Source organism: Cereibacter sp. Soil_C_27 (assembly GCF_057657095.1).
Genome location: NZ_JBDGJD010000005.1, coordinates 343043 through 369515, shown reverse-complemented (window position 1 = coordinate 369515; position 26473 = coordinate 343043). Strand labels below are relative to the sequence as shown.

The window sequence follows — 26473 nt, the reverse complement described above, 5'->3', positions numbered from 1 at the left end:
CGCTAGTCTCCGCCCCCAGCCAGCCGGAGCCCCCATGCAAGCCAGCCTCACCGACCTGACCCGCGTCTTTGCCCGGATCGGCATCCTCTCCTTCGGCGGCCCCGCCGCGCAGATCGCCCTCATGCACCGCGAGCTGGTCGACGAACGCAAGTGGCTCACCGAGGAAGAATTCCTGCGCGGGCTCTCCTTCTGCATGATGCTGCCCGGCCCCGAGGCGATGCAGCTGGCCACCTGGGCGGGCTGGAAGCAGCGCGGCACGGCGGGCGGGCTGATCGCGGGGCTCTTGTTCGTGCTGCCGGGGGCTGCCGTGGTGCTGGCGCTGGCGATGATCTACGCCAGCTTCGGCAGCGTGCCCTTGGTGCGGGCGCTGTTCGAAGGGGTGCAGGCGGCGGTGATCGTCATCGTCTTCGAGGCGCTGCTGCGCGTCGCCCGCCGCGCCCTGACCCGCCGCAGCCATGCGCTGATCGCCTTCGCGGCCTTCCTCGGCCTCTTCGCCCTCAACCTCCCCTTCCCGGTCATCATCCTCGCCGCCGGGCTCTGGGGCGCGCTGACCGCAACCGGCGCCACGACCGAGGCCAGCCCCCCGCCGCCCAACATGATCCGCACCACCTTCCGCAGCGCCGCGCTCTGGGGCGCGATCTGGCTCGCCCCCCTCGCCCTCCTGGCGCTGCTGGAGGGCGGGCTTCTCACGCAGATCGGCGTCTTCTTCTCGCAGCTCGCTGTCGTGACCTTCGGCGGCGCCTATGCGGTGCTGGCCTGGATGACGCAGGCCGTGGTGCAGGAGAAGGGCTGGCTCAGCCTGCCGCAGATGATCGACGGGCTGGGGCTGGCCGAAACCACGCCGGGGCCGCTGATCCTCGTCACCGAATTCGTCGGCTACCTCGCCGCCCATCGCGAAGGCGGCCTCCTCTGGGGCGTCGCCGGCGCGCTCGTCGCGCTCTGGGCCACCTTCGCCCCCTGCTTCCTCTGGATCTTCGCCGGTGCGCCCTGGATCGACCGCCTCGCCCATGCCCCGCGGCTCTCGGCGGCACTCTCGGGCATCACCGCAGCGGTGGTCGGTGTGATCGCCAATCTCGGCCTCTGGTTCGCCGCCCATGTGCTCTTCGACCGCGTCGGGCTCTGGCAGGCCGGGCCGCTGCGCCTGCTGCGCCCCGACTGGACCAGCCTCGACCTGACGGCGCTCGTCCTCGGGCTCGCCGCGGCACTTCTGCTGCTGCGTCTGCATCAACCCCTGCCGCTGGTCCTTGCCCTTTGTGCAGGCGCTTCGGCGGCTCTTGCGTGGCTCTGACCGCGAACTCCCGTCATGGGCGAAAAAGCCGGGGGGCGCCCCCTTCCCTTCGGAAGCAAATCCCCTATGCTGGCCGGAAATTGGAAAGGATTGGGCATGGCGCGTTCCATCGACTACGGCAACCTCATGCATCGCGCGATGCGCGGGCTGATCCAGTCCGTGCTGACGGATGTCTCGGAACACGGGCTTCCGGGGGCGCATCATTTCTTCATCACCTTCGACACCAACCATCCCGATGTCGCCATCGCCGACTGGCTGCGCCAGCGCTACCCGACCGAGATGACCGTGGTGATCCAGCACTGGTTCGAGAACCTCGTCGTCACCGACGAGGGTTTCACCGTCACGCTGAACTTCGGCAACCAGCCCGAGCCGCTGGTGATCCCCTTCGACTCGGTGCGCACCTTCGTCGATCCGTCGGTAGAGTTCGGCCTGCGCTTCGAGACGCATGAGGATGACGAGGAAGCCGAGGATGACGAGGGCGATCTGGAGGAGGACGACGGCGACGACGAGCCGCCGCGCCACGACGCCCAAGTGGTCAGCCTGGACAAGTTCCGCAAATAGGCCAGGCCGGTATGCGACGGTATGCCGATTGATTTTCCCTGCCGTCCCCCCTAAGACGGCGGCGAGACATCAAGGAGCTTGCCGATGACCGCAACCCGCACCGAGACCGACAGCTTTGGCCCGCTGGAGGTTCCCGCCGACAAGTATTGGGGCGCGCAAACCCAGCGCTCCATCCAGAACTTCCCCATCGGCTGGGAAAAGCAGCCCGTGGCCATCGTCCGGGCGCTCGGCGTCATCAAGAAGGCCTGCGCGCTGGTGAACATCGACCAGGGCGACATCTCGGCCGAGCTGGGCGAAGCCATCGCCAGGGCCGCCACCGAGGTCATCGACGGCCGCTTCGACGACAACTTCCCGCTGGTGGTCTGGCAGACGGGGTCCGGCACCCAGTCGAACATGAACGCCAACGAGGTGATCTCGAACCGCGCGATCGAGATGCTGGGCGGCACCATGGGCTCGAAGACGCCGGTGCACCCGAACGACCATGTGAACATGGGCCAAAGCTCGAACGACACATTCCCCACCGCGATGCATGTCGCCATCGGCATGATGGCCCGCGACGTGCTGCTGCCGGGGCTGGAAAAGCTGCATGCGGCGCTGCTGGCGAAGTCGGACGAGTTCAAGGACATCATCAAGATCGGCCGCACCCACACGCAGGATGCGACGCCGCTGACGCTGGGCCAGGAATTCTCCGGCTATGCCAAGCAGGTAGAGAAGGGCATCGCCCGGGTAAAGATGTGCCTGCCCGACGTCTACGAACTGGCGCAGGGCGGCACCGCCGTCGGCACCGGGCTCAACACCCGCGTCGGCTGGGACAGCCGCGTTGCCGCCAAGATCGCCGAGATCACCTCGCTGCCCTTCGTCACCGCCCCGAACAAGTTCGAGGCGCTGGCCGCGCATGACGCCATGGTGATGTTCTCGGGCGCCCTGAAGACCGTCGCCGCCTCGCTCTTCAAGATCGCCAACGACCTGCGCCTCCTCGGCTCCGGCCCGCGCTCCGGTCTGGGCGAGCTGATCCTGCCCGAGAACGAGCCGGGCTCGTCGATCATGCCGGGTAAGGTGAACCCGACCCAGGCCGAGGCGCTGACCATGGTCTGCGCACAGGTCATGGGCAACGATGCCGGCGTGGGCTTCGCCGGCTCGCAGGGCCATTTCGAGCTGAACGTCTACAACCCGATGATGTCCTACAACGTGCTGCAGTCGATGCAGCTTCTGGGCGACGCGGCGGGCAGCTTCACCGACAACATGGTGGTCGGCACACAGGCCAATACTGCGCGGATCGACAAGCTGATGAAGGAATCGCTGATGCTGGTGACGGCGCTGGCGCCGACCATCGGCTATGACGCGGCGACCAAGGTGGCCAAGACCGCGCACAAGAACGGCACGACGCTGCGCGAGGAGGCCATCGCGCTCGGCTATGTCGATGCCGAGACCTTCGACCGCGTGGTGCGGCCCGAAGACATGATCGGCCCGAAGGGCTGATGGCCAAGGTCGTCAACCTCACCCAGGCCCGCAAGGCGCGCGACCGCGCGACGAAGCGGGCCGAGGCTGACGCCAATGCCGCGAAGTTCGGCCGCAGCAAGGCGCAGCGCGCGCTGGAAGAGGCCGAGGCCGAAAAGGCCCGCGCCGCGCTCGACGCGCACAAGCGCGACCCCGAATGAGCGGGCGCCCGGTCAAGCGCTCGCTCACCCTGCGCGGCCACCGCACCAGCGTCTCCTTGGAAGAGGCCTTCTGGCGCGCCTTTCGCGAGATCGCGACGGAACGCGGCCTCCCGGTGAACGCGCTGGCGGTGGAGATCGACGAGGGCCGCGAGGCCGATGTCGGCCTCGCCTCGGCGATCCGGGTCTTCGTGCTGGAACGCTATCGCGGTTAACCGGGGCTTTACCGGAACGGAGGATGCTCGCGGCACCCGATCCGAGGTGCCCGATGACCGAAACGCTCGCCCTCCTGCCCGCCGATGTCTGGCTCCTGCAACTCTTCAGCGCCCGTGCCGCCCGCGAAGGCGGCATCGTGCGGCGACAGGTGCGCGACGTCGAACGCATCGTCGGGCGCGCCGCCTTCGAGACCGAGCTGCGCCGCCGCGGCTATCATGCGGTGGAAAACGCCGGTCAGTTCGTGATCTTCTGCAACAACCAGACTGTGCACGTGGTCTGCTAGGCGCGGCAAATTCCTTCAGAAGGAATTTGCGAAGACTTTTCTGAAAAGTCTTCGCCCTCCCGCCGTTCCGCGCGCAGCCAGATTCCGTCCCGCGCCCGCACCGTCAGATGCGCCACCGGCACCGGCTCCCGCCCCTCGACCGGCGCGAAGCGGAATTGCCGCACCAGGAGCGCCAGCAGGAGCGGCCCCTCCACCATGGCAAACCCGGCTCCGCTGCAGACCCGCGCCCCGCTGGAGAAAGGGATATAGGCCTCGCGCGCGCAGGCCCTGGTCTCGGCCCGTGCCCAGCGGTCGGGGTCGAACTCGTCCGGCCGCTCCCAGATCCGCTCGTGCCGGTGCAGATGCCAGGGCGAGACCACGATCTGCGCCCCCGGCGCCACGCTCCTCCCGCGCATCACCTCGGCGCGCGCGTTCTCGCGCACCAGCATCGGCACCGGCGGATAGAGCCGCAGCACCTCGCGGAACACGTCGCGGGTGAATTTCAGCCCCGTCATCGCGCCGAACTCCACCGCCTCGCCCAAAGCCTCGCCCTCCGCGCGCACCCGCTCCTGCGCCTCGGGATGCAGCGCCAGCAGATAGAGCGCCCAAGCCAGGGCCGAGGCGCTGGTCTCGTGCCCCGCCAGAAAGAAGATCGCCACCTGATCGACCATCTCTTCCGTCCCGAAGCACGCGCCGGTCAGCGGATCGGCCGTCGTCATGATCTTGGTTGCCAGATCCTGCGGTGCCGTTCCCGCCGCAATCGCCGCCGCCCGGTCCTCGGTCAGCCCCGCGATCAGCGCCCGGATCGTCGCCGCCGTGCGACGGGCGCGGCGCCCGCGAAACCGAGGCATCCAGCGCGGCAGCGGCAGGAAGGCCGCGAGGTTCAGCAGCGGCTGGCTGCGCTGGTAGTCGCGGAAGGCCGCGAACACCGCCGCCGCCACCGCATCCTCGATCGGGATCGAGAACAGCGTGCGGAAGATCACATCCGCCGCCGCATGGCTCATCAGCGCCTCGACCTCCGTCACCCCGGGCTGCAGCCGCACCACCGCCGCCTCGCCCGCCGCCCGCATCGCCGGAAAGGCCTCGCGCAGCCGTCCGCCCTCGAAGGCCGGGTCGATGATCCGGCGCTGCCGCTGCCAGTCCGCGCCGTTGGTCACGAAGACCGACCGACCCAGCAGCGGCGCCAGCCCCTCGCGCAGCCGTTCGGATTTCGGGAAATCCGCGGGCCGCTCCTCCAGCACCCGCCGCACCAGCGCGGGATCGTTGCAGACATAGCTGCGGAAGAAGGGCGTGCGGTATTCGGCCATCCAGGCCCGGTAGAGCCGCGCTGGCTGGGCCGAGAGGATGTCCTTGCGGAACAGCAGGATATGCCGCCAGAACGGCACATCTTCGGGGCGACTGGCGGGTTTGGGCGGGCTCATGCCCCCCGGCTTACGTAGCCCGAGACCGCATGGTCAATGCGGCTCGTTGACGGCCCCCGCCCGGCAAAGCGCCGCGCCAGTGTCAGCGGCCCGGCGGTGATGGCGAAATAGTCGTAATCCCCCGGGCGGTCGAAGGCGCAGAGATACTGGATGTGCAGCCGGAAGAAGCGCCAGCGCAGCGCCCGCAGCCGCTCGGGCGAGAGCGTCCGGCGAAAGGCGCAGGAGATCACCAGCGGCCAGCGCTTGTCCGCGGGCGCCACCCCGCTCACTGCCACCGGATCGCAGAGCGCGAAGGCGCAGGCATCGCCCGGCGCCGAGACATCGAGCCATGTCAGATCGTCACGCGCCGCCAGATCGTGCAGATCCGCCCGCAGCCGCTTCGCCTCGGGCAGGAAGGACACCATCGGCACCACCTGCCCCAATGTCAGCAGCCCCAGCGCAGGCCGTCGGCCCGGCAGCGGCCCGCGCAGAAGATCGGCCAGCACCGAGACCGCCAGATGCGCCCCCGAGGAATGGCCGACCACCAGCACCTCGTCGACATCGCTCGCCAGCGCCTCGGCGATCCGGCTGCGGAAGGCCCTGAGCCGCTGCTCCAGCGCGGCCGGATAAGCCCCGCGCCCGGTGGCGGAGAAGGCGAAATCATGCATCAGGTAATAGGCGAGCAGCGCCGTGTCGCGCCTGCGGAACAGCTCCAGCAGCCCGATCCCCGCCAGCGCACCCGCGCCCCAGCCGACCGGCGCGGGCAGCAGCCGCGCCACCAGACCCGACAGATGCAGCCCCAGCGCCACGGCGAGCCCGAGTTGCCCCAGCAGCATCGCCACCGGATAGAGCGCCGCCAGCACCGGCCCGCGCCGCAGCCGCATCAGCCGGAACAGCGCGCCGCTCGCGACATAGATCCAGACGGTGCGCAGAAGCTGCAGATAGGTGCCGAGGATCCCCCGCCCCATCGTGCCGCGCACGATGTCAGACCAGACCAGCACCTCCAGCTCGGTCTCGGCAAAGCCGCCCTGCATCCCCGCCGAGACATGCCAGCCATAGCGGCCCCGCCCCGGCATCGGCCTGAGGCTCAGCGCATAGCCCGAGATTTCGGCCTGTGCCGCGCCATGCTTGCGGTAGAGCTCGCGGTAGCGGCGCGGGTGGAACGGGTCGAAGCCGGGAATGTAGAACACCTGCCGCCGGAAGGCCGCCGTGCCGCCTGTTCCCCCGCCCGAGCCGATGTCCAGCACCCCGCCCCTCCTGTTTTCCCGACCCTACCCCAGCGCCGCGAGGGCCGGGAAGGTCTCCAGCAGCCAGTAGGAGAAGCTCGAGAACCCACCCGTCAGCATCAGAAGCCCGATGGTCCAGAGCAGCAGCCCCATGATCCGCTCGATCCTCTCCATGTGCCGCTTCATCCAGCCCATCACCCCGGTCAGCCGCGGGAAGAAGGCGGCGACCAGCAGGAAGGGAATGCCGAGCCCTAGCGCATAGACCGCGAGCAGCGTGGTGCCGCGGGCGATGCTGGCCTCCGACGCCGCCAGCGACAGGATCGCGCCCAGTTGCGGGCCGATGCAGGGCGTCCAGCCGAAGGCGAAGGCGAGGCCGAGGATATAGGCGCCGAAGGCCGAGCCGCCGCGGTCGCCCGCATCGATCCGCACCTCGCGGTCGAGGAAGGGGATGCGGTAGACGCCGACGAAATGCGCGCCGAACACCATGACGATGATCCCGGCCAGCGTGCTGAACAGATCCGCATTCGACAGGAAGAAGGCGCCGAAGGCCGAGGCGGTGAAACCGAGGAACAGGAAGACCGTCGACAGACCCAAGACGAAGAACATCGCCGCCAGCAGCGGGCTGCGCCGCTCGGCGGTGCTGCCCGAAAGCTCGCCCATGCTGATCCCGCCCATATAGGCGAGATAGGGCGGCACGATCGGCAGCACGCAGGGGCTGAGGAACGACAGCACCCCCGCCACCAGCGCGATCAGCATCGCGGGCAAGAGACCGGCGTCGATAAGATCCAATCCGAACATGCGCTTTCCCCTTCCGGACCGTCCTAGCCAAATCCTCGCGCCGCGTCACGGGTTTCCGATGTCACATTGACGTGCCGGGGACGTCTCGAGGGACGGGCCGGGCTGCGGCCCCGCGACCGCTGGACAAGCCGCGACGGCTTCGCTACGCCGCGCCGCATGGCACAGGCATTCGACGAGGATCTGGATTGCGAGGGGCTGCTCTGCCCGCTCCCGGTGCTGCGCGCGAGAAAGCGGCTGGCGGCGATGGACCCGGGTGCCGTGCTGCGGATCAGCGCCACCGATCCGATGGCCGCGATCGACCTGCCGCATTTCTGCGCCGAAGGCGGCCACAGCCTGCTTGCCACCGAGCGCGACGGCCCCGTCAGCCGCTACCTGATCCGCCGCGGCTGATCCTTCCCACCGCTTCCAGATGAAAAAACCCGGCCAGAGGCCGGGTTTTTCCGATCGTTATGCGCTGCGCCTCAGCGGCCCAGCGACCACCAGCCCCTGCGCTTGGGCTTCGGCGTCTCTTCCTCGGCATCGGCAGCCTCAGCCGGAGCCTCGGCTTCGGGAGCCGGAGCCGGAGCCGGAGCCGGAGCTTCAGCCGGTGCCTCGGGCGCCGCCTCGGCCACCGGAGCTTCGGCCACCGGAGCCGGAGCCTCGGTCCCCGCCGGAGCCTGCGCCTCGGCCGGAGCTTCCACCGCCACCGGGTCCGAAACCGGCAGGTCGGCCATCTGCGGCTCGACCGGGGCCGCCTTGGGCTTGCGGGTGCGCGGCTTCGGCTTCGGCTTGGCCTTCACCGGCTCATCCGCTTCGGCAGCCACCGGCTCGGCAACCACCGAATCCGCGGCAGGCGCCTCGACCGGAGCCGCCGCCTTCGGCGTGCGCGTCCGGCTGCGGGTGCGCTTCTTCGGCGCCTCGGGCTCGGCCTCGGCCACCGGCTCGGGCTGCGCCGCGGGCTCGACCGCTTCCGTCACCGGCAGCGCGGCAGCGGCTTCCGCCACCACTTCGGCCTCAACCGTTCCGTCCGCAGCGGCATCGGTCTCGCCGTCGTCCTCGCCCTCGTCATCGCCATCCTGATCGGAGGCATCCTGCTCCGCGCTCTCGCCATTCGGCCCGGCGCCATTGCGACGACGACGACGACGGCGGCGCTTCTTCTTCGGCGATCCCTCGCCCGAGGCTTCGGCAGCCGGAGCGGCAGGCGCCGCTTCCGCGACCTCTTCCGCCTCCTCGACCTCGTCGATCTCCTCCTCGACGTAGTCGTCCTCGTCCTCGTCCACCGGCGCGCCCATCAGATCGGCATTGCCCGAGATCACCGAGACCGCCTTCGGCACGACGCGCGTCGCGGTCTTGAACTTCTCGATCACATAATCCGGGCTGACCAGCGACGGATCGGCCTCGATCCGCACCGCCATGCCATAGCGGGCCTCGATCAGCGCGATATGCTCGCGCTTCTGGTTCATCAGGAAGTTCACCACCGCCACCGGGGCGCGCAGCAGCACCTCGAGCGAGCGTTTCCGCGTGCCCTCTTCCTCCAGCTGCCGCAGCACCTGCAGCGCCAGCGAATCGTCGGACCGGATCAGCCCGGTGCCATGGCAATGCGCGCAGGGCTGGGTCGTCGATTCAAGCATCCCCGGACGCAGCCGCTGGCGGCTCATCTCCATCAGGCCGAAGCCCGAGATGCGGCCCACCTGGATGCGGGCGCGGTCGGTCTTCAGCTTGTCCTTCAGGCGCTTCTCGACGGCGGCGTTGTTCTTGCGCTCTTCCATGTCGATGAAGTCGATGACGATCAGCCCGGCGAGGTCGCGCAGACGCAGCTGGCGCGCCACCTCTTCGGCGGCCTCCAGGTTGGTCTTCAGCGCGGTCTCCTCGATGGAGCCTTCCTTGGTCGCCCGGCCGGAGTTCACGTCGATCGCCACCAGCGCCTCGGTGACGCCGATCACGATGTAACCGCCCGATTTCAGCTGCACCGTCGGGTTGAACATGCCGCCGAGATAGCTTTCCACCTGATAGCGCGCGAAGAGCGGCATCGGCTCATCATAGCGCATCACCTGCCGCGCATGCGCCGGCATGATCATCCGCATGAAGTCCTTGGCGGTGCGATAGCCCGCCTCGCCCTCGACCAGAACCTCCTCGATCTCGCGGTTGTAGAGATCGCGGATCGACCGCTTGATCAGGTCGCCTTCTTCGTAGATCGGCGCCGGGGCGATGGACTTGAGCGTGAGCTCGCGCACCTGCTCCCAGAGCCGCATCAGGTATTCGTAGTCACGCCGGATCTCCGGCTTCGTGCGCTTGGCGCCCGCCGTGCGGATGATCAGCCCCGCGCCTTCCGGCACTTCGATCTCCGAGGCGATCTCCTTCAGCTTCTTGCGGTCGGCAGCCTGGGTGATCTTGCGGGAAATCCCGCCGCCCCGCGCCGTGTTCGGCATCAGCACGCAATAGCGGCCGGCAAGGCTCAGATAGGTGGTCAGGGCGGCACCCTTGTTGCCGCGCTCTTCCTTCACCACCTGCACCAGCATGATCTGCCGGACCTTGACGACTTCCTGGATCTTGTAGCGCCGGGCGCGCGGCTTGCGCGGGGCGCGGATCTCTTCGGCCACATCCTCTTCGGCGACGGATTCGATCTCGTCATCGGTGTCCGAGGCATGGTCCATCGCGCGGTAGGGCTTCTCGGCCTCTTCCGCTTCGGGCTGCGGCATCTCTTCGCTGCGCTTGGACAGGAACAGCGCGTCGGCGCCGGTCTCTTCGCCCAGATCGACGACATCCATGCCGCCGACTTCGCCGGTCGCGCCAGCCTCGCCGGTCTGCACGGCGTCGCCGCTCTGCACGGCGTCGCCGCTCTGCACGGCCTCGGCGCGCGGCGCCGGGCGCGGCTTGCGGCGCGGACGGCTGTCCTCCTCATCCTCGGCCCGGTTGTAGGCGCGCTCTTCCTCGAGCAGCGCCTTCCGGTCGGCGACGGGGATCTGGTAGTAGTCCGGGTGGATCTCGGCGAAGGCGAGGAAGCCGTGCCGGTTGCCGCCGTAATCGACGAAGGCCGCCTGCAGCGAGGGCTCGACCCGCGTTACCTTGGCGAGATAGATGTTTCCGGCAATCTGCCGTTTGTTGACGGTCTCGAAGTCGAATTCCTCGACCTTGTTTCCGTCGACCACCACGACCCGAGTCTCCTCAGCGTGGGTGGCATCGATAAGCATTTTCTTGACCATTGGAATCCATGGCGCCCGGACAATCGCACCGGGCCGGAGCAAGCTCCGGCTGGTCGGTCCAAGTGAACGTGGCGGCTTGTTCGGGCGGGGCTGCGCTGCGGGCAAAGCGGCGCGGTGCCCATCGGGCCCCTCGCGCGTCTTCCCGTCAATCTGGCGCGGCTCATCGCGGTTCTATCCCGGACGCCGTGTGGCATCCATTTGAAAAGCCCGTTGCGTCAAGGACTTGGCGGGCAAACTGGAGGCCTTTCGGCCTGACGATCTGCACGGGTCAACGCTTTCGGGCTGGTCGCCCGGTCTGCGCGCACGGCAGCGAAACTGATGCGCGGGAAGATGTCCGAAGGACGAAATATCCGCGTAGTGCGACATTAGCGGCACGGGTGGGCAAAAGACAATGGTCTATTTTCCGGCGACGGGAACCCGGGTCAAGGGGTCAGGCTTACCTGCGGTTGTCCCCGAAGACCCGGGGATGCACGCTCCGATGTCCGGAAATGGCAAAAGGGGCAGCCAATCCGGCCGCCCCCTTCCCCATCACACGCGCGCTGACGCTCAGACGTAATCGCCCCGGCTCAGCCCGTATTTCGCCATCTTTTCGTTCAGCGTCCGGCGCGGCAGGCACAGCTCTTCCATGACGCCGACGATGCTGCCCTTGTGGCGGCGCATCGTGTTGTCGATCAGCATCCGCTCGAAGGCTTCCACATAGTCCTTCAACGGCTTGCCCTCGGTGGTCAGCGCCGGACCCGAGGCCTCGTTGTCGGCCATCAGCAGCGACGCGATCGAGCCCGAGCCGCGCCGGTTCTGCAGCACGGCGCGTTCGGCGATATTCACCAGCTGCCGCACATTGCCCGGCCAGGGCGCCTGCAACAGCTGCGCCGCCTCCTGTGCCGTCACCTGCGGCGCCTCGCAGCCGTATTCCTCGGCGAACTGCTCGGACATCCGGGTGAAGAGCGTCAGGATATCCTCGCCCCGCGTCCTGAGCGGCGGCAGCACGATCGTCATCGCCCCGAGACGGTAATAGAGATCCGAGCGCAGCACGTTCTCCAGCGTCGTATCCGGCGCGTGCTCGTTGCAGATCGCGATGATCCGCGTCTCGGGCGGCGTGCCCTGCTCGTTGATCAGCGTCAAGAGCCGCGATTGCAGCGGATGGCTCAGCGCCTCGATGTCCTCGAGGCAGAGCGTCCCGCCCCGCGCCTCCTCGACCAGAGGCAGCGTGCCCTCCTCCGACGGGCCGAACAGCTTGGCCGAAAGCTGGTCCTCGCCCCAGGCCGCACACGAAATCGTGACGAACTTCCGCCCCGCCCGTGCCCCCACCGCATGCAGCGCATGGGCCACCAGCGTCTTGCCGGTCCCGGTCTCGCCGTCGATCAGCACATGGCTGTCGGCCTGCCCGAGGTCGAGGATATCCTCGCGCAGCCGCTCCATCACCGGCGACGATCCGATCAGCTTCTTCATCAGCACGGTGCCATCCGACAGCTCGCGCCGCAAAGCGCGATTGTCCAGCGTCAGCCGCCGCGCCTGGGTGGCGCGCTTGGCGAGCTCGGTCATCCGGTCGGGGTTGAACGGCTTCTCCAAGAAGTCATAGGCCCCGACGCGCATCGCCTCGACCGCCATCGGCACATCGCCATGCCCGGTGATCAGGATCACCGGCAGGCCCGAATCCATGCTCATCAGCCGCTTCAGGAAGGACATCCCGTCCATCCCCGGCATCTTGATATCGCTCACCACGACGCCGGGAAATTCCGCGCCGATCCCCTTCAGGGCCTCTTCCGCACTCGCATAGGTCTCGGTGTCGAAACCGGACAAAGCCAGCCACTGGCTGATCGACTGCCGCATGTCGGCTTCGTCATCAACGATCGCCACCTTCATCGCACGGGCCATAGAATCCTCACTCGGCTGCTGCCACTTCCTTGCCCAATATGGGCAGCTGAACCTCGAATACAGCCCCGCCGCCATCCGCATTCCGCGCCGTCAGCCGACCGCCGAGATCAGTCACGATGCCTGACGAAATCGCGAGGCCCAGCCCCACCCCCTCGCCGGGCTTCTTGGTGGTGTAGAAAGGCTCGAACAGGTTGTCGAGATCGCTGATTCCCTGACCATTGTCCCGCACGGTCAGCGTCGCGGTCTCGCCTGCAGACAGAAGGATATCGATCTGCGGGGCGGCTACCGTCTTGGTTGCATCGAGCGCATTGCGCAGCAGGTTGATGATCACCTGCTCCAGCCGCAGCCGGTCGGCCATCACCATGACCGGCTGGCGCGGCAGCGTGCGGGTGATGCGCACCACCCGGACCTTCAGCTGCGGCTCCATCATCGACAGCGCCGCCGAAACGCAGAGCCGCACATCCACCGGCTCGAAAGCCTCGCCGCCCTTGCGCGCATAGCTTTTCAGCTGCCGCGTGATCGCCCCCATCCGCTCGATCAGATCGTCGATCCGCTGGAACGAGCTCATCGCCTCGTCCGGCCGCCGCCGTTGCAGCAGAAGCCGCGCCCCCGCCAGATAGGTCTTCATCGCCGCGAGGGGCTGGTTCAACTCATGGCTCACCGCGGCCGACATCTCGCCCAGGGCTGCGAGCTTCGAGGATTGTGCCAGCGTCAGCTCAGCCACGGCCAGATCCTTCTGTACCTTCTCCCGCTCGGCGATCTCCCGCTGCAAACGCGCGTTGAGAAGGCGAAGTTCCGCCGATTCCCGCTGAAAGGACATGCTTTGCGACCAAGCCCGCCGGGACAAAAGATAAAAAGCCAGAGCAAGCAGGATGGCAAAACCCATGATCTCCAGCGCAAGGATGCCGTTCACCCGCTCGCGCACGGAATCATAGGCGGTGAAGGTGACGATGCGCCAGCCGCGGAACGGCACCCGCGCCTCGGTCTTCATCACCGCCTCGCCCTTGAGATAGGCGTCGGGCGGGGTCTGCGCCCAGTCGGCGGTCACCTGCAGCGCCCGCCGGATCGCCGAGGGCGCATCGCGCACCGCCAGCGCCTCGTCGATGGTCAGCCCGCGCCAGCGCGGCTCGGTGGCAAGGATCACCACGCCCTGGCTGTCGGTCACCAGAACGGCATCCTGCAGCCCGGCCCAGGCGCGCTCGTATTTCATCAGATCGACCGCGACGACGATCACCCCGATCACCCGGTTGTCGGACAGCACCGCGCGGGAATAGGTGAAGTCGAACATCCCCTCCTCGCGCTGCGCCGAGGAGAACACCGTTTCCTTGGTGCGCTGCGCATCGACGAAATAGGGGGCGGGCCGATGTGACGTGCCCAGCAGGTTGCGGTTCGTCGCCCCCACCGTCCGCCCGTCCTTGTCCAGAAGCAGGATCGAGGCCGCGCCGATCTCGGTCTGGAACGAGATCAGCCGCTGCGAGGTGGCCGAGAAATCGCCCGAGCCGAGCGCCCCGATCAGCGCCGGGTCGCGCGCCAGCAGCAGGGGCACCACCGAGGTGCGCTGCAATTCGCTCAGCATGTTGCCCGAATAAAGCGCGAGCCTGACTTCGGAACGGTTGCGCGTGGTCTCGGTGAAACGCTCGCTCATCCAGCGGTTCGTCACCAGCACGACGGCAATGGCCACCAGCACCAGCGCGGTGATGGTCAGCCGCACCCGCCAGGAGATCCCCGGCGCGGCCTCGTTCGTCTCGTCACTGTGGAACGCCCCATCCATGCCGCGCAAGTTACGCGCAGGGCCCTGTCACAACAAGCCGCAGACGCTCAGGCAAGCGCCATTCTGCCCAGCAGCGAGCGGAACAGCCCCATGCCGTCGCTGCCGCCCTGCACCGCCTCCACCACCCGCTCGGGATGCGGCATCAGCCCCAGCACCCGGCGGTTCTCGGACAGGACACCGGCAATGTCGTCCATCGCGCCGTTCGGGTTGGCCCGGTAGCGGAAGGCCACCCGGTCCTCGCCCTTGAGCCGCGCCAGCGTCTCGGCATCCGCCGTGTAATTGCCGTCGTGATGCGCCACCGGAAAGCGGATCACCGCCCCCTTTGTCCAGCCTTCGGTGAAGGCGCTGTCAGCCGTGGCAACCTCGAGCTCCACCGTCTTGCAGATGAACTTCAGCCCGGCATTGCGCATCAGCGCCCCCGGCAGCAGCCCGGTCTCGGTCAGCACCTGAAAGCCGTTGCAGATCCCCAGCACGAAGCCACCGCGCGCCGCATGGGCGGCCACCGCCGATGCGATGGGCGAGCGCGCCGCGATGGCGCCGCAGCGCAGGTAGTCGCCGAAGGAAAAGCCGCCCGGGATGCCGACGACGTCGACGCCCTCCGGCAGGCTGGTGTCCTTGTGCCAGACCCGCACCACCTCGGCACCCGCCGCCTCGAAGGCCACGGCCAGATCGCGGTCGCAATTGGACCCGGGAAAGGTGATGACGGCGGCTTTCATGGCGCTCTCCGCAAGGGACAGGGGGAATGCCGCCTCATACCGCGATCCCGCAGCCAACTCCAGCCCAAGAAACAACGCAAAACGTCCCCCCACGCCGGTTCTCTCACCTTGGCCGAATGTCTTTTGGGGGGGAGCCGCCGCAGACGCGTCCCCGTAGGGTGGGGTTCCACCCCACCCGCCGCGCACTGGGGGGCAAAACCCCACCCTGCGCTCCGGCGCGTCACCCCCGGCGGGGCGTCCATCTCGTAGGGTGGGGTTCCACCCCACCTCTCGCGCACGGTAAGGGCACCCCCCCACGCCGAACCCGTAGGGTGCGCATTCATCGCGCACCCTCGCGCAAACACCTAACAAACCCCTAACGCAACCAAAAACTCACAACAAATCCAAAAACTTACCCCGATTTTCACGTGTGAAAATCAGACGATCTCGACCGAATACTTCTCGATCACCGTATTGGCGAGCAGCTTCTCGCACATCGCCCGCACCTCGGCCTCCGCCGCCGCCCGGTCGCCGGCGGCCAGATCGAGCTCGATCACCTTGCCCTGCCGCACGCCTTCGACACCGGCGAAGCCGAGCGTTCCCAGCGCGTGTTTCACCGCCTCGCCCTGCGGATCGAGAACACCATCCTTCAGCATGACATGGACGCGGGCTTTCATCGGACGACCTCTCAGTTGATCAGCGTGGGCTTGGTTGTATGGGTGACGTTCGAGGGCAGCACCCCCAGACGCCGGGCAAGTTCGGTATAGACGTCGGCCAAGGGCCCCGGCTCGCGCGCCAGCCCTTCCCGGTCCGGCGCCTCCAGCCCGCGGGTGTCCCACAGGCGGCAGCTGTCCGGCGAGATCTCGTCGGCCACGATCAGCCGCATGAAGTCGCCTTCCCAGATCCGCCCGACCTCCAGCCGGAAGTCGGCGAGCCGGATGCCCACCCCCATCATCACGCCCGACAGGAAATCGTTCACCCGGAGCGCCAGAGCCACGATATCGTCCAGATCCTGCTGGCTGGCCCAGCCGAAGGCGATGACATGCTCCTCGGCCACCATCGGATTGCCGAGCTTGTCGTCCTTGAAGTAATATTCGACGATCGGCCGCGGCAGCGCCGTCCCCTCCGGGATCCCCAGCCGGGTCGCGATCTCGCCGGCGGAATAGTTGCGCACCACCACTTCCAGCGGGATGATCTCGGCCATCCGCACCAGCTGCTCGCGCATGTTCAGCCGGCGGATGAAATGCGTGGGCACCCCGATGCCGTTCAGCCCCGCCATGAAGAACTCCGACAGGCGGTTGTTCAGCACGCCCTTGCCCTCGACCATCGCCTGCGGCGGCGTCGCCCCCGCGAGACCGTCGTCCTTGAAGTACTGGATCAGCGTGCCCGGCTCCGGCCCTTCGTAGAGGATCTTGGCCTTGCCTTCGTAGACCTTCTTGCGCCGTGCCATGAACTCTCCGATCGAACGACGAAACGGGCGCGCGCAATGGCACCCCGTTCAAGTTGTGAAGGCCTATAAGCCAAGCCGTGCCCTGTCGCAAGGCGTCGACATGCCCGCCCCCGCCCGCAGACCCGCGGCGATGCGGCGGCGCAGGCCCTTGCGAGCGCCCGGACGGGAGGGCATATGTCGGACCAGAGGTAGAACCAGGGAGGCTCCTGCCATGACGACCTTCGAAGACCGCGAACGCGCATTCGAGACGAAATTCGCCCATGACGCCGACATGCAGTTCCGCGCCGAGGCCCGGCGCAACAAGCTGGTCGGCCTCTGGGCCGCCGGGCTGCTCGGCAAATCCGGCGATGACGCCGAAAGCTATGCGATGAGCGTGGTCCAGGCCGACTTCCAGGAGCCGGGCACCGAGGATGTCGTGCGCAAGATCGCGGCCGATCTGGGCGACAAGGCCGGGGCCGACACGATCCGCGCCAAGCTCGCCGAGATGCTGCCCGTTGCCAAGGCGCAGCTGATGGACGAGGCCTGAGCCTGCCGCAGATCGAACGAGGGCCGCCTTCGGGCGGCCTTTTGCTTTCTGCGGCATTTTAGCCGTTAAGGCCCTGTCCACCTCCTCCCCCTACCCTCGCCCCGGGCAAGAGGGAGAAGGGCATGGCAGAACAGGCAGGCGTGATCGCCGGGGCATCGCGCGATCGGGGCTTGCGCAGTTCGGTCTCGCGCATCCTGGCGCGGGCTGCGGTGTCGCTGCTGCTGGCGGGGCTCCTGCTCCGGCTGCTGCAACTCCGGCTCGACAGTCTCGACCTCGCCGCCGTGCGCGCGGCTTTCGCGGCGGTCGAGACCTGGCAGTGGCTTGCGGCCCTCGCCCTCACCGGGCTCAGCTTCCATGCCGTCGGACGCTACGATCTGGTGCTGCACCGCCATCTCGGCACCGGCGCCGACCCGGGGGCGGCGCGGCGGGCGGGCATGGCAGCCATCGCCGTCAGCCAGACCCTCGGCCTAGGCATCGTCACCGGCGGGCTGGTGCGCTGGCGGATGCTGCGCGACACGACCTTGTGGGAGGCGTCGCGCCTCTCGGCCCTCGTGGCGCTCTCCTTCCTCGGCGGCTGGGCGATGGTGACGGCGCTGGTGCTTCTGGCCCTGCCCGGCGCCCCCTTCCGGGCCGAGGCCATCGCCGTCACGCTCGGCGGCGCGGGCTTTGCTTTGACCAGCCTCGCCGCGCCGCGCCTGTCGTTCCGCGGCAAGCCACTGCGCTGGCCGAACGGGCTGACGCTGGGCGCGCTGCTGTCGCTGGCCGCCCTGGACACGCTGGCGGCGGGGGGCGCGCTCTGGCTGCTCTGCCCGCCGGGGGCGGCACCGCCCCTCGCGGCCTTCCTGCCTGCCTTCCTGCTGGCGCTCGGCGCGGGGCTGGTCTCGGGCACACCCGGCGGGGTCGGCGCCTTCGAGATGACGCTGCTTGTGCTTCTGCCCACCGCGCCCGAGGCGCCTTTGCTGGCGGCGGTGCTCGCCTGGCGCGGGGTCTACTACGCCCTGCCCGCGCTGCTCGGCGCCGCTGCCTTTGCTCGCGGAGCGCGGCCCGCACCCCGGGCTCTGCCGCTGCCTCCGGCAAGCCACGGCCCCGCCGAAGCCGGGCTGGCGCGACAGGGCAGGCTGTCGCGGCTCCAGGTCGGCGAGACGGAATGGCTCGCAGGCGGGACACCGCATCTGCTGGTCGCGCTGCTCGATCCCTTCCGCCCCGACGAGGCCGCTTTGCCCGCCCTCATCGCTCAGGCAGGGGCCGAAGCGCGGCTACCCTGTCTCTACAAATGCAGCGCCCGCACCGCCGTCATGGCGCGCCGCGCGGGCTTTTCCGTGCTGCCCGTGGCGCGAGAGGCCTGGCTGGTGCCCGGCGACTTCCGGCTTGAGCGGCCCGGCCTCGCCGGGTTGCGGCGCAAGCTGCGCAAGGCTGCCGGAGTGCGAATCGAACGCGCCGCCGCGCTGCCGCTCGACGAGATGCAGCACGTCGCCGAGGAATGGGCCCGGGGCCATGGCGGCGAGCGCGGCTTTTCTATGGGGCGCTGGTGCCCGGACTATGTGGCGGGGCAGCGGGTCTATCTGGCGCGGGAGGGCGCGCGGCTGCTGAGTTTTGTCAGCTTCCACGAGGGGCCGGGGCGCAGGGGTGGTGGCGAATGGGCGCTCGACCTGATGCGCCACTCTGCCTCGGCGCCGGATGGCACGATGCAGGCGCTGATCGTCCATGCCATCGCCGAGGCGGCCGCCGTGGGCATCGGGCGGCTCTCGCTTGCCGCGGTGCCGCTGCCGCTGGCGATGCCCGGCCCGGTGGCGCGGCAGGCGCATCGGCTTCTGGGGCTGGAGAAGCGCGGGCTGGAGCAGTTCAAGGCGGGCTTCGCGCCGCAATGGGACCGGCTCTACCTTGCCGCCCCCTCGCGCGCGGCGCTGCTGCTGGCGGGGGTGGAGATCGCCCGCGAGATCCACGCGCCGCGCCCGCCCCCGCGCAAAAACGAAAGAGAACCGACCCCCGTCGCAAGACGATCATGAAGAATATGCGTTTGCGCCAGCCCGCCCCGCATGGCAGAGCTTGGAGAACAGCCGCTGTCAGCGGCCCCCGAGTTCTGACCGATGAGGATATGATGACCGACGCGCTGTCCCGCCTCCTGTCCACCCGCGACTGGCTGATGGCCGATGGCGCGACCGGAACCAACCTGTTCAACATGGGCCTTTCCTCGGGCGAGCCGCCGGAGCTGTGGAACATCGACCAACCCGACAATATCCGCGCGCTCTACCGCAGCGCGGTCGAGGCCGGATCGGACATCTTCCTGACCAACAGCTTCGGCGGCAACGCGAGCCGGTTGAAGCTGCACGGGGCGGAAGGCCGGGTGCATGAGCTGAACAGGGTCGCGGCGGCCTTGGGACGCGAGATTGCTGACGCCTCGGGGCGGACGGTGGTGGTGGCGGGCTCGGTCGGGCCGACGGGCGACATCTTCGAGCCGATGGGCAGCCTGACCCATGCCCGGGCGGTGGAGATGTTCCACGAGCAGGCCGAGGGGCTGAAGGCCGGCGGGGCGGATGTTCTCTGGATCGAGACGATCTCGGCGGCGGAGGAGTTCCGCGCGGCGGCGGAGGCGGCGCGACTGGCCGACATGCCCTGGTGCGGGACGATGAGCTTCGACACCGCGGGGCGGACGATGATGGGGATCACCTCGGCCTCGCTGGTCGATCTGGTGGAGAAACTGCCGAACCCGCCGCTCGCTTTCGGGGCGAATTGCGGCGTCGGGGCCTCGGACCTGCTGCGGACCGTGCTCGGGTTCTCGGCGCAGGGGACGGAGCGGCCGATCATCGCCAAGGGGAATGCGGGCATTCCGAAGTATCACGACGGGCACATCCATTACGACGGCACCCCGGCGCTGATGGCCGATTACGCGGTGCTGGCGCGGGATGCCGGGGCGAAGATCATCGGCGGGTGCTGCGGAACCATGCCGGAGCATCTGAAGGCGATGCGCGAGGCGCTGGAAACCCGGCCCCGAGGAGCGCGGCCCTCGCTGGAGACGGTGTCGCAAGCGATGGGGGGCTTTTCCTCGGCCACGGACGGGACCGGGGACGATGCGGGCGGGCCGGTGCGGAAGCGTCGGCGCGGGTGACGGACGACGGGGAGGGGGCTGTCTGCCCCCTCCCCGGACCCCACCCCCGAGGATATTTTTCGACAGAAAATAAGGGTTTTCACGCGTGAAAATCCGCGCAAGCCGCTGATAAGCAACGGAAATCGCGTTGGCGTCAATCTTTTGCCAATCTTTTCGCATGAGCCTTGGACAGGGGTCAAAACAGCGAAAGCTGGTCTCCGGCGCGGGGCGGCGGGCGGAAGAGGTCGCAGCGCAGCGGCAGTTGCGGCTGGCTGAGGCCGGTGCGGGCCAGCGCCAGTCTGAAGCGCTGGTCGATGAGTGTGGACCACTGGCCCTCGCCGCGCATCCGCTTGCCCCAGGCCGGGTCGTAATCGCGGCCGCCATGCACCTCCCGCACCCGGGCCATCACCTTGGCGGCGCGGTCGGGCGCATGTTCGGAGAGCCAGTCCTGGAACAGCGGCGAGACCTCGAGCGGCAGGCGCAGCATGATCCAGCTGGCGGCAGAGGCCCCCGCCTCGGCGGCCGCGGCGAGGATGGCGTCGAGCTCGGGATCGGTGAGGCCGGGGATCACCGGAGCGACCATGACGCGCACCGGGATGCCGGCCTCGGTCAGGCGACGGATCGCGGCGAGGCGGCGGGCCGGCAGCGGCGCCCGCGGCTCGAGCCTGCGCGACAACCCTGGGTCGAGCGTGGTGATCGACAGGCCGACGCGGACGAGGCCCTGCGCCGCCATCGGGGCAAGGATGTCGAGATCGCGCTCGATCAGCGTGCCCTTGGTGGTGATGGCGGTCGGGTGGTTGAAGGCCGAGAGCACCTCGAGCACCTCGCGCATCACCCGATGCTCAGTCTCGATCGGCTGATAGGGGTCGGTGTTGGTGCCGAGCGCGATGGTCGCGACCTCGTATCCCTTGGCGCGCAGCTCGCGGTCGAGCACCGCGCCGATGCCGGGGCGGGCGATCAGCCGGGTCTCGAAATCAAGACCGGGCGAAAGGTTGAGATAGGCGTGGCTCGGACGGGCGAAGCAGTAGATGCAGCCATGTTCGCAGCCGCGATAGGGGTTCACCGAGCGGTCGAAGGGCAGATCCGGCGAGCGGTTGTAGCTGAGCGCCGAACGCGGCCGCTCCAGCCGGACCTCGGTGCGCAAGAGGCGCTCCTCCTCCGGCAGGTCCCAGCCGTCGTGATGCGCGACGCGGGCCTGCGGCTCGAACCGGCCCGAGGCATTGCCCGAGGCACCCCGGGCGCGCAGGCGCTGGCCGGGCAGCAGGGTTTCGTCTTTCTTCATCGGCCCAGTATAGAACGGAGCAGGAACATCAGGCAAGGAAATCCGGGGCCGACAGGGCCGCGTCGGCTTTCACCTGCGCCGTGTCGCAATCCGAATAGTGCCCGCCCCGCTTTCGCCCCATGCAAGTCCAGACCCATACCCGCAGGAGCCCGCCATGGCTGACGACAACGACGAGATCATCCTTTCCGAGCTTTCCGACGACGAGCTTGTCCTGCAGATGCATGACGACCTCTACGACGGGATGAAGGAGGAGATCGAGGAAGGCGTCAACCTGCTGATCGCGCGCGGCTGGACGCCCTATGACGTGCTGACCAAGGCGCTGGTCGCGGGCATGACCATCGTCGGCGCCGACTTCCGCGACGGCATCCTCTTCGTGCCGGAAGTGCTGCTGGCAGCCAATGCGATGAAGGCCGGGATGTTCATCCTGAAGCCGCTGCTGGTCGAGACCGGCGCGCCGCGCATGGGCAAGATGGTGATCGGCACGGTGAAGGGCGACATCCACGACATCGGCAAGAACCTCGTCGCAATGATGATGGAAGGCGCCGGTTTCGAGGTGCTGGATCTCGGGATCAACAACTCGGTCGAGAAATACGTCGAGGCGCTGGAGCGCGAACAGCCCGACATCCTCGGCATGTCGGCGCTGCTGACCACGACCATGCCCTACATGAAGGTCGTGATCGACACGCTGAAGGAAAAGGGCATGCGCGACGACTACATCGTGCTGGTCGGCGGCGCGCCGTTGAACGAGGAGTTCGGCAAGGCGATCGGCGCCGACGCCTATTGCCGCGATGCCGCCGTGGCGGTGGAGACGGCCAAGGTCTATGTGGCGCGCAAGCACAACCAGCTGAACGGCTGACAGGGGTTTTTTCGGCACGGAGAGGCCCCGGCTCGCGCCGGGGCTTTTTCATGCCCGGGGTTGGAAAGCCTGCGCCGGGTATGCATCTTTGGGGGAAGGAGATCTGCCATGCCGCCCAAGACCTATGCGATGCTTCTCTGCGCGGTGATCGGCGCCGCCGCGCTGACGGTGGCGGCGGTGAGCGCCGCGGGCCTGCCGATGGCCGCTTTCGGGGTGGTGGCGCTGCTGGCCGCCGTGGTCGTGAGGCTGTGGCGATGAGGCTGGATGACCGGATCCTGACCGAGGAGGGGCTGGCCCCTGCCCGCGCCGGGCGGGTGCTGCTGATCGCCTGCGGCGCGCTGGCGCATGAGATCCTCGCGCTGAAGCGGGCGAATGGCTGGGAGCATCTGGATCTGCAATGCCTGCCGGCCAAGCTGCATCTCTGGCCCGACCGGATCGTCGCGGCGGTGGAGGAGGCGGTGGCCGAGCGGCGGGCGGATTACGACGAGGTCTTCGTGGTCTATGCCGATTGCGGCACGGGCGGCGCCTTGTTGGAAAAGTGCAAGGAATTGGGAGTGGGCATGGTGGAAGGCCCGCATTGCTATTCGTTTTTCGAAGGCAATGCGGCCTTCGCCGAAGGCGCGGAGCGCGAGTTCACCGCCTTCTACCTCACCGATTTCCTCGTGCGGCAGTTCGATGCCTTCGTCTGGCGGCCGATGGGGCTCGACCGGCACCCCGAGCTGCGCGACATGTATTTCGGCAATTACACCAAGCTCGTCTATCAGGCGCAGACCGAGGATGCGGCGCTGGATCTGAAGGCCGCGGACTGTGCGGCACGGCTGGGGCTGGCCTATGAGCGGCGCTTCACCGGCTATGGCGATCTGGCGCCGGTGCTGGCGGGTGTTGCCGGGGGGTTTTCCGGGCCCGCGGAATGACCTAGAGCTTCGGCGTCGATCCCGGAGGGCAGATGATGGCACTGGACAGTCTACGGCAACTTCTGGGCGAACGGCTGAGCCTCTCGGGGCCGGTGCGGGCGGAACATGCGCAGAGCGAGACCCATCTGGGCGCCGGGCTGCCGGATGCGGTGGCTTTTCCCGAGACCACGGCGGAGGTGGCTGCGATCTTGGCGGCCTGCGCTTCGGAGGATGTGCCGGTGATCGGCTGGGGGGCCGGCACCTCGCTCGAGGGGCATGCGCTGGCGCTGCGGGGCGGGGTGACGGTGGATTTCGGCCGGATGGACCGGGTGCTGCGGGTGCAGCCGGAGGACATGCTGGCGGTGGTGCAGCCGGGGATCACGCGGGAGGCGCTGAATCTGGCGCTGCGGGATACGGGGCTGTTCTTTCCGGTCGATCCCGGGGCGAATGCGAGCCTTGGCGGGATGGCGGCGACGCGGGCCTCGGGGACGACGGCGGTGCGCTACGGCACGATGCGGGACAATGTGCTGGGGCTGGAGGTGGTGATGGCCGACGGGCGGGTGATCCGCACCGGGACGGCGGCGCCGAAATCCTCGGCGGGCTATGATCTGACGGCGCTGTTCGTGGGCAGCGAGGGGACGCTGGGGCTGATCACCGAGCTGACGCTGCGGTTGCAGGGGCAGCCGGAGGCGGTGTCGGCGGCGGTCTGCGCCTTTCCCGACATGGGGGCGGCGGTGGATTGCGTGATCGCCACGATCCAGAGCGGGATTGCCATGGCGCGGATCGAGTTTCTCGATGCGGCCTCGGTGGCGGCCTGCAATGCCTTCGCCGGGGTGGAGATGCCGCTTTTGCCGCATCTGATGGTGGAGTTCCACGGCTCGGCCTCGGGTGTGGCCGAGGAGGCGGCGCGGTTCGGCGAGATTGCGGGCGATCTGGGGAGCCTCGGGTTTCAGTGGGCGGCGCAGACCGAGGACCGGGCGCGGCTGTGGAAGATGCGGCACAACGCCTATCGCGCGTGCCTCGCCTCGCGGCCCGGGGCGAAGGGCTGGGTGACGGATGTCTGCGTGCCGATCTCGAAACTGGCGCAGGCGGTGGAGGAGACGCAGGCGGATCTGGCCGGGAGCATCGTGCCGGGGCCGATTCTGGGCCATGTCGGCGACGGCAATTTCCACGCGATCCTGCTGGTCGATCCCGAGAGCGAGGCGGAGCTGGCCGAAGCCAAGCGACTGTCGGGCCGGATGGCCGAGCGGGCGCTGGCGCTTGGCGGGACGGTGACGGGCGAGCATGGCATCGGCTTCGGCAAGCTCGGCTACATGGCGGCGGAGCATGGCGAAGGCTGGCAGGTGATGGGCGAGATCAAGCGGGCGCTCGACCCGCGCGGCATCCTCAACCCCGGCAAGCTGGTTCCGCAAGCGTGATCCCCGAAGATTTTCCCCGGCTCTTCGCCGCCCATTGGGCCGCGCGCGAGGCGGATGGGCTGGCGATGATGCTGGCCGTGGACGGCTCGATGCTGACGATCACCGGGCTCTGGTGCGAGGGGCGGCGGGCGATTGCCACAGGGCTGCGGGCCGAGATGGCGGGGGCCTGCGTGCGTTCGCGGCTGGTGACGGGGCGGATGCAGCTGCGGCCCCTCGGGGCCGAGGCGGCGCTTCTGCACCAGCGCTACGTGCTGTCGGGCATCGTCGACGAGGAGGGCCGCGAGTCGGGGCGGATCGCCACGGTGCTGACGGCGGTGATGGTGGCGCGCGGGCGGAACTGGGAGGCGCTGAACGTGCAGTTCACCGCCGTCGAAGGCTAGCCTGCGAGCAGCACCCGCGCCGCCTTGCGCGCGGCATCCGTGACGGTGTCGCCCGCGAGCATCCGCGCGATCTCTTCCACCCGCGAGGGCTTGTCGAGCGGGGTGACGGTGGAGGTGGTCATCTCGTCCTGCACCCGCTTCTCGACACGCCAGTGATGCGCGCCAAGGGCGGCCACCTGCGGCGAGTGGGTCACCACAAGCACCTGCGCCGTGCCCGCCAGCGCCTTGAGCCTGCGGCCCACGGCATCGGCGGTGGCGCCCCCTACCCCGCGGTCGATCTCGTCGAAGATCAGCGTCAGGCCGGGCGTGTCGCCGGTGAGGCAGACCTTCAGCGCCAGAAGGAAGCGCGAAAGCTCGCCGCCCGAGGCGATGCGGTTCAAGGGGCCTGCCGGGGCGCCGGGGTTGGTGGCCACGGTGAAGGCCACGGCATCGCGGCCCTCGGGGCCCGCATCGCCCGCGGTGATCTCGGTGGCGAAGACGGCGCGTTCCATCTTCAGGGGGGCCAGTTCGGCGGCCATCGCGGTATCGAGCCGCTGCGCGGCCTCGCGCCGGGCGGTGGTCAGGGCGGCGGCTTCGGCATCGTAGCGGGCCTGTGCCTCGGTCACGGCGCGGGCGAGATCGGTCAGGTGACGCTCGCCGCCGTCGAGCGCGCCGAGCCGGGCGCGCAGGTCGTCGGCGAAATTGCCGAGCTCGTCGGGAAGCACGGAATGCTTGCGGGCCAGCGCGCGGATGGCGAAGAGCCGTTCCTCGAGATGTTCGAGTTCGGTCGGATCGAAATCGAGCGCGGCAAGGCAGGTTTCGACGCCCTCCTGCGCCTCGCCGAGTTCGATCAGCGCGCGGCCGAGGGCGGCGAGCGGCGCCTCGAGACGGCCTTCGGCGCGGTCGGAAGCGGCTTCGAGCCAGCGGACCGAGTCGATCAGCAGGGTCTCGGCGCCCTCCTGCGACAGGGCGCGATGGGCGCGGGCGATATCGTCGCGGATGCGCTCGGCCCCCTGCATGGCGCGGCGGCGGGCGTCGAGCAGCGCCTCCTCGCCGGGCTGCGGGTCGAGCTTGTCGAGCTCGGCCACGGCGTGACGCAGGAAGTCCTCCTCGGCTTTGACCACGGCCAGCGCCGCCTCGGCCTCGGTCAGTGCCTTGCGGGCGGCGGCGAGCGCCGTCCAGGCCTGGCGCGAGGTCGAAAGGTCGAGCCCGGCGAAAACGTCGAGCATCTGGCGATGGCCGCGCGGGTTCAGGAGGCCGCGGTCGTCATGCTGGCCGTGCAGTTCCACCAGCGCGTCGGAGAGGAGGCGCAGCACCTCGCCCGAGACACGGCGGTCGTTGACCCAAGCGGTCTTGCGGCCATCGGTGTAGTTCACCCGGCGCAGGATCAGCTCGTCCTCGGCCTCGATCCCGGCGTCTTCCAGCACGGCGCGGGCGGCATGGCCCGGCGGCAGGTCGAAGACGGCGATGACCTCGCCCTGTTCGGCGCCCGAACGGACCAGCTCCGCCCTGCCCCGCCAGCCCAGCACGAAGCCGAGCGAGTCGAGCAGGATCGACTTGCCGGCCCCGGTCTCGCCGGTGAGCACGTTGAGCCCGGGCTGGAAGGCGAGCGAGAGCCGATCGATGATCAGCATGTCGCGGATATCAAGCGAACGCAGCACGGATTGCCCCCGTC

General features: G+C 68.7%; 26 protein-coding genes. 15 read left to right on the top strand and 11 right to left on the bottom strand.

Features of this window, described 5'->3' with window-relative positions:
* The first annotated feature begins 34 nt into the window (after window positions 1–34).
* The 6 genes from chrA (at window position 35) to AC3A5Z_RS19210 (ending at window position 4003) form a co-directional block, all read left to right on the top strand.
* Window positions 35–1288 (top strand): chromate efflux transporter, encoded by a 1254-nt coding sequence (chrA, locus tag AC3A5Z_RS19235; protein WP_487520916.1) that lies wholly within the window; start codon window positions 35–37, stop codon window positions 1286–1288.
* 96 nt (window positions 1289–1384) lie between these two features.
* The gene (locus AC3A5Z_RS19230) at window positions 1385–1849 is read left to right on the top strand and encodes an SspB family protein (protein WP_107664993.1); all 465 of its coding nucleotides are present in this window, start codon (window positions 1385–1387) and stop codon (window positions 1847–1849) included.
* Window positions 1850–1933: 84 nt separating this feature from the next.
* Window positions 1934–3328, top strand: coding sequence for a class II fumarate hydratase (gene fumC / locus AC3A5Z_RS19225; protein WP_487520915.1), 1395 nt, complete (start codon window positions 1934–1936; stop codon window positions 3326–3328).
* Window positions 3328–3507: a DUF4169 family protein gene (locus tag AC3A5Z_RS19220; RefSeq protein WP_487520914.1), complete on the top strand. Its 180-nt coding sequence runs from the start codon at window positions 3328–3330 to the stop codon at window positions 3505–3507. The genes fumC and AC3A5Z_RS19220 overlap by 1 nt, the downstream gene beginning before the upstream one ends.
* Window positions 3504–3719 (top strand): ribbon-helix-helix domain-containing protein, encoded by a 216-nt coding sequence (locus AC3A5Z_RS19215; protein WP_487520913.1) that lies wholly within the window; start codon window positions 3504–3506, stop codon window positions 3717–3719. The genes AC3A5Z_RS19220 and AC3A5Z_RS19215 overlap by 4 nt, the downstream gene beginning before the upstream one ends.
* Window positions 3720–3772: 53 nt before the next feature.
* Complete coding sequence (locus tag AC3A5Z_RS19210; RefSeq protein ID WP_487520912.1) at window positions 3773–4003, top strand: N-(5'-phosphoribosyl)anthranilate isomerase; 231 nt, start codon at window positions 3773–3775, stop codon at window positions 4001–4003.
* On the opposite strand, the gene AC3A5Z_RS19205 is transcribed toward AC3A5Z_RS19210, so the two are convergent.
* From AC3A5Z_RS19205 to AC3A5Z_RS19195, 3 genes are read right to left on the bottom strand one after another with little or no spacing between them, the layout of a single operon-like run.
* Window positions 4000–5403, bottom strand: coding sequence for a cytochrome P450 (locus AC3A5Z_RS19205; protein WP_487520911.1), 1404 nt, complete (start codon window positions 5401–5403; stop codon window positions 4000–4002). The two genes, AC3A5Z_RS19210 and AC3A5Z_RS19205, sit on opposite strands and share 4 nt — an antisense overlap.
* Window positions 5400–6626, bottom strand: coding sequence for a hypothetical protein (locus tag AC3A5Z_RS19200; RefSeq protein ID WP_487520971.1), 1227 nt, complete (start codon window positions 6624–6626; stop codon window positions 5400–5402). Before AC3A5Z_RS19200 ends, AC3A5Z_RS19205 begins: the two co-directional genes overlap by 4 nt.
* 27 nt (window positions 6627–6653) lie before the next feature.
* Window positions 6654–7406 (bottom strand): cytochrome c biogenesis CcdA family protein, encoded by a 753-nt coding sequence (locus AC3A5Z_RS19195; protein ID WP_487520910.1) that lies wholly within the window; start codon window positions 7404–7406, stop codon window positions 6654–6656.
* Window positions 7407–7562: 156 nt separating this feature from the next.
* Between AC3A5Z_RS19195 and AC3A5Z_RS19190 the strand changes: the two genes are divergently transcribed.
* The gene (locus AC3A5Z_RS19190) at window positions 7563–7796 is read left to right on the top strand and encodes a sulfurtransferase TusA family protein (RefSeq protein ID WP_487520909.1); all 234 of its coding nucleotides are present in this window, start codon (window positions 7563–7565) and stop codon (window positions 7794–7796) included.
* A gap of 71 nt (window positions 7797–7867) precedes the next feature.
* On the opposite strand, the gene AC3A5Z_RS19185 is transcribed toward AC3A5Z_RS19190, so the two are convergent.
* The 6 genes from AC3A5Z_RS19185 to AC3A5Z_RS19160 form a co-directional block, all read right to left on the bottom strand.
* Window positions 7868–10588, bottom strand: a complete 2721-nt coding sequence (locus AC3A5Z_RS19185; protein WP_487520908.1) for an Rne/Rng family ribonuclease — start codon at window positions 10586–10588, stop codon at window positions 7868–7870.
* 546 nt (window positions 10589–11134) lie between these two features.
* Complete coding sequence (locus AC3A5Z_RS19180) at window positions 11135–12463, bottom strand: sigma-54-dependent transcriptional regulator (RefSeq protein WP_487520907.1); 1329 nt, start codon at window positions 12461–12463, stop codon at window positions 11135–11137.
* A gap of 7 nt (window positions 12464–12470) precedes the next feature.
* Complete coding sequence (locus AC3A5Z_RS19175; protein WP_487520970.1) at window positions 12471–14234, bottom strand: sensor histidine kinase; 1764 nt, start codon at window positions 14232–14234, stop codon at window positions 12471–12473.
* 47 nt (window positions 14235–14281) lie between these two features.
* The gene (gene purQ, locus AC3A5Z_RS19170) at window positions 14282–14950 is read right to left on the bottom strand and encodes a phosphoribosylformylglycinamidine synthase subunit PurQ (protein WP_487520906.1); all 669 of its coding nucleotides are present in this window, start codon (window positions 14948–14950) and stop codon (window positions 14282–14284) included.
* A gap of 416 nt (window positions 14951–15366) precedes the next feature.
* Window positions 15367–15606, bottom strand: coding sequence for a phosphoribosylformylglycinamidine synthase subunit PurS (gene purS / locus AC3A5Z_RS19165; protein WP_107663044.1), 240 nt, complete (start codon window positions 15604–15606; stop codon window positions 15367–15369).
* A gap of 11 nt (window positions 15607–15617) precedes the next feature.
* A complete protein-coding gene (locus AC3A5Z_RS19160; RefSeq protein ID WP_487520905.1) occupies window positions 15618–16379 on the bottom strand; it encodes a phosphoribosylaminoimidazolesuccinocarboxamide synthase in 762 nt (253 codons plus the stop codon).
* A gap of 211 nt (window positions 16380–16590) precedes the next feature.
* On the opposite strand from AC3A5Z_RS19160, the gene AC3A5Z_RS19155 reads away from it, so the two are divergent.
* The 3 genes from AC3A5Z_RS19155 to bmt all read left to right on the top strand — a co-directional run bounded on the left by AC3A5Z_RS19155 (window position 16591) and on the right by bmt (window position 20011).
* The gene (locus AC3A5Z_RS19155) at window positions 16591–16905 is read left to right on the top strand and encodes a DUF1476 domain-containing protein (RefSeq protein WP_487520904.1); all 315 of its coding nucleotides are present in this window, start codon (window positions 16591–16593) and stop codon (window positions 16903–16905) included.
* Window positions 16906–17027: 122 nt separating this feature from the next.
* On the top strand, window positions 17028–18911 hold the full coding sequence (locus AC3A5Z_RS19150) for a phosphatidylglycerol lysyltransferase domain-containing protein (protein WP_487520903.1): 1884 nt from the start codon (window positions 17028–17030) through the stop codon (window positions 18909–18911).
* A gap of 92 nt (window positions 18912–19003) precedes the next feature.
* Entirely contained in the window at window positions 19004–20011 is a 1008-nt protein-coding gene (bmt, locus tag AC3A5Z_RS19145) for a betaine--homocysteine S-methyltransferase (RefSeq protein ID WP_487520902.1), read from the top strand.
* Window positions 20012–20186: 175 nt separating this feature from the next.
* Here the strand turns inward: bmt and AC3A5Z_RS19140 are convergent, their stop codons facing one another.
* Entirely contained in the window at window positions 20187–21272 is a 1086-nt protein-coding gene (locus tag AC3A5Z_RS19140; protein ID WP_487520901.1) for a PA0069 family radical SAM protein, read from the bottom strand.
* Window positions 21273–21426: 154 nt separating this feature from the next.
* On the opposite strand from AC3A5Z_RS19140, the gene AC3A5Z_RS19135 reads away from it, so the two are divergent.
* The 5 genes from AC3A5Z_RS19135 (at window position 21427) to AC3A5Z_RS19115 (ending at window position 24819) form a co-directional block, all read left to right on the top strand.
* Window positions 21427–22128, top strand: coding sequence for a corrinoid protein (locus AC3A5Z_RS19135; protein ID WP_487520900.1), 702 nt, complete (start codon window positions 21427–21429; stop codon window positions 22126–22128).
* Between the two features lie 108 nt (window positions 22129–22236).
* Entirely contained in the window at window positions 22237–22386 is a 150-nt protein-coding gene (locus tag AC3A5Z_RS19130) for a hypothetical protein (protein WP_487520899.1), read from the top strand.
* On the top strand, window positions 22383–23042 hold the full coding sequence (locus AC3A5Z_RS19125) for a DUF1638 domain-containing protein (protein ID WP_487520898.1): 660 nt from the start codon (window positions 22383–22385) through the stop codon (window positions 23040–23042). The genes AC3A5Z_RS19130 and AC3A5Z_RS19125 overlap by 4 nt, the downstream gene beginning before the upstream one ends.
* 32 nt (window positions 23043–23074) lie before the next feature.
* Window positions 23075–24439 carry an FAD-binding oxidoreductase gene (locus AC3A5Z_RS19120; protein ID WP_487520897.1) on the top strand — a complete coding sequence of 455 codons (1365 nt, stop codon included), beginning with the start codon at window positions 23075–23077 and terminating at the stop codon, window positions 24437–24439.
* Entirely contained in the window at window positions 24436–24819 is a 384-nt protein-coding gene (locus AC3A5Z_RS19115) for an SgcJ/EcaC family oxidoreductase (protein ID WP_487520896.1), read from the top strand. The genes AC3A5Z_RS19120 and AC3A5Z_RS19115 overlap by 4 nt, the downstream gene beginning before the upstream one ends.
* On the opposite strand, the gene recN is transcribed toward AC3A5Z_RS19115, so the two are convergent.
* A complete protein-coding gene (gene recN, locus AC3A5Z_RS19110) occupies window positions 24816–26459 on the bottom strand; it encodes a DNA repair protein RecN (protein ID WP_487520895.1) in 1644 nt (547 codons plus the stop codon). The genes AC3A5Z_RS19115 and recN overlap by 4 nt on opposite strands.
* Window positions 26460–26473: the final 14 nt, after the last annotated feature.